Genomic DNA, 2,729 nt, shown 5'->3' on the forward strand with positions numbered 1-2,729 from the left:
CGAAGCGACGGCGGTGAACAAGGTCTGGGATGGACCCCGCAACAAGAAGGGTGAGCGGATCTGGTTCGGTCTTGATCGCGGCAGCGACTTCCCGATCCTCGATGGCCTCACGCCTTTTCCACTCGGCGTCACTCAATTCGAGTGGGACTTGAAGGACACGACCTACTCGCCTCCATCGACGAAGTGGCAGACGGTGACACTGGAGGGACCCGGTCTGTCCTACGCAGACGTGGCGCAAGCCGGCTCTCGCAATATCGCTGACGTGACAGACACGTTTGGCGATCTGGATACGTTCAAGGCGCATGGCGGAAAGATGATGACCTTTGTCGGATCGAATGATCAATTCATCTATCCCCGCGGTGTCCTGAACTACTATCGGCAGATGGCCGAACGCTATCGGGACCGTCGCGAGGACACGGGGTTCGAAGGCGTGCAGGACTTCTATCGTCTCTACCGCGCCCCGGGCGTCGGCCATTGCGGCATACCTGCCGGAGTCCTTGGCCCCGGCACGGGTCTCGGCGACATCGGTCCCTGGCCGCAAAAGGGCGCAGACTTTGATGCCCTGGTCGCTTGGGTCGAGCATGGCGTCACGCCGACCCAGGTTGTCGGTCAGAGCGCCGGTCCGGCCGCGCCGCCGCTGTCGCGTCCGCTGTGCCCATATCCGCAAACGGCAAAATACAAAGGCACAGGCGACTTCCACCTTGCCGCCAACTGGGTCTGCGGCGGCAACGTCGAGACGAGGGAGACAGTCTGCCCGAACGTTCTCGCGCAGTACAAAGACGAGGTGGACGGTCGGTTGGATTTCGAGCAGGCCGGGGTCAAGCCCGGATTCTGTGCCGTCGAGCGCGAAGCCAGGAAGGATAACGATGACTTTTCATTCCGGTAGAATTGGGATCATGTGATCAGTCGCCCTCGGAGGCGTGTGCTTCGCACGCGCCTCCTATGGCGCGACGAAAAATAGTTCTTCGCAGTGATCTCGGGCTTATCGGTTCTAAGCCGCATGGAGTATTCGATGGCGTTGCTTCAATGACACGCGCGTCCGAGCGCGCAGTTGAACCGGCCTCAATGTAGAGAAGGCAACTGCCCTGACGCCGATCAGCGCCTCTAGCTTGCAACATATGCATACCGCGCGTAGTACACGCTGCCGCGGCTGATCTTCAAAATCTCCGCCTGCTTGGTGACCGGCAGATCGTGTTCACGGTCGATCATCGCTTTGCGCTCAGCTCCGTCGTATCCATCCGGCGTGCGCCGCCTTGGTGAGCGCTCCTTCTAAAAAAATCGTTCTCCAGGGTCAGTTCGCCGATCTTGACCTGGAGCGACTTCACAGCGATCGCTGGCGTGGCCGGCGCCCGCCTCCCGGTCCGAAAATCCCGGATGCGCTTGCCTCAAGCTGCGATTTCCATGCCGTGATCTGGTTGGGTTGACGTCGAAATGCCCTGCCCTCGACGGGAGAAACACGAGAAGCTTGCAATCAATGCGATAACACATGGACCCTATTTTCGTGCCCTTGCTTTCAGATCAGTTCGAGCTTGCGGACGACGTCCACCAGATCCTTTGTGCTCTGTTTCAGGGTACGACCGCTGGTGTCGACGACAGCTTCTGCCTGAGCATAGAGGTTCTCCCTGCTGGTCAGGATGGAGCGTAACTCCTCCATGGCTTTCGGGTTGCCTTTCATCGGGCGGAGGTCGCCCTGTTTGCGCACGCGCTGCATATGCTCTTCTGGGCGTGCTTTCAGCCAAACCGTGTGGAAATGGCGCAGAAGATAGGAGAAGGTCTCAGGCTCTGCGACGATCCCGCCCGCGACGGCAAGCACGGTTTCGGAAGTGGTCGCCACAATTCTTTCGAGCGCCTGTCTTTCGAGACGCCGGTAACCCTCCTGACCGAACAACGCCATCACCTCGTTGGCGGGAATGCCGCTAACCTCTTCGATTTCGCGATTCAATTCCAAAAATGGCAAAGACAGCTCTTTGCTCATGATTTTTCCAAGCGTCGACTTGCCCGCTCCGCGGAGTCCGATCAGGCATAGCCGCTTCTCCCGCAAGCGCGTCGGATCGCCGGGATCGAGAAGCCGCATCACATGGCGGCGTTGGTCCAAGGTGGCCGTTCGGAAAAACTCGGAAAACCGGACAACTTCGGACGACCAGGGATCATCGGCTCCGACGAGCCATTCGATGCGATGATCGAGCGCTAGCGACACTCGCCCGAGCAGAGCAATCGAGATATTGCCCCCTCCAGCCTCGAGCTGTGCCAGATAGCGCAAAGAGACTTGGGACAATTCGGCGAGAACGCGACGGGAAATGCCTCGTCGTTCGCGAGCCTTACGAACTCGTTCTCCAACTAGGGTGACGAATTTGTCGGCGCCTTCTTGTACTTGGAGCCTTCGCTCCATCAATCGCTTGCTCTGTGGATGCCCGCTCATTGTCGCGATCCAAAACGACGGAAGCTCGTTCGAGGTCACGCTCGAAAAACTACGTTGGTTGGCTCCGCCTCAGGACGAAAGCCGCACTAGGATAGCAGCGACGCGCAACCGTAATGACTCGGCCTATTCAAGCCATAAACCCCGTTGCCAGCATAGTTATCAGCCTGCGATTTGCACATTTTATCGTCTGGCCGGCGAGCCTGGGCACGGCGGAAATGAGCAAGCGTCCTTCCGCAGGGAAGGTCCAGGACTGGTCCTTCGTGAGGGGTAAACGTGCGCCCCTTGTCTTACCTCCTTCTCGGCGACCATC

The 2,729-nt window shown here is 59.0% G+C and carries 2 protein-coding genes and 1 pseudogene; 1 reads left to right on the forward strand and 2 read right to left on the reverse strand.

The features are described 5' to 3' along the window. The coding region (locus tag JOZ76_RS16415) for a tannase/feruloyl esterase family alpha/beta hydrolase (protein ID WP_291699762.1) at positions 1–886 on the forward strand (886 nt) is incomplete at its 5' end. Positions 887–1,131: 245 nt separating this feature from the next. On the opposite strand, the pseudogene JOZ76_RS16420 reads toward JOZ76_RS16415, so the two are convergent. Further along, positions 1,132–1,452, reverse strand: a pseudogene (locus tag JOZ76_RS16420) (transposase); the annotation flags it as partial. 61 nt (positions 1,453–1,513) lie between these two features. Further along, complete coding sequence (locus JOZ76_RS16425) at positions 1,514–2,419, reverse strand: helix-turn-helix transcriptional regulator (protein WP_291699763.1); 906 nt, start codon at positions 2,417–2,419, stop codon at positions 1,514–1,516. Positions 2,420–2,729: the final 310 nt, after the last annotated feature.

It is taken from the genome of Bradyrhizobium sp. (assembly GCF_019244115.1).
Classification (GTDB): Bacteria; Pseudomonadota; Alphaproteobacteria; order Rhizobiales; family Xanthobacteraceae; genus Bradyrhizobium.

Coding starts and splice junctions, on each gene's coding strand:
- JOZ76_RS16425 (WP_291699763.1), bottom strand. CDS start 2,419: ATGAGCGGGCATCCACAGAGCAAGCGATTGATGGAGCGAAGGCTCCAA.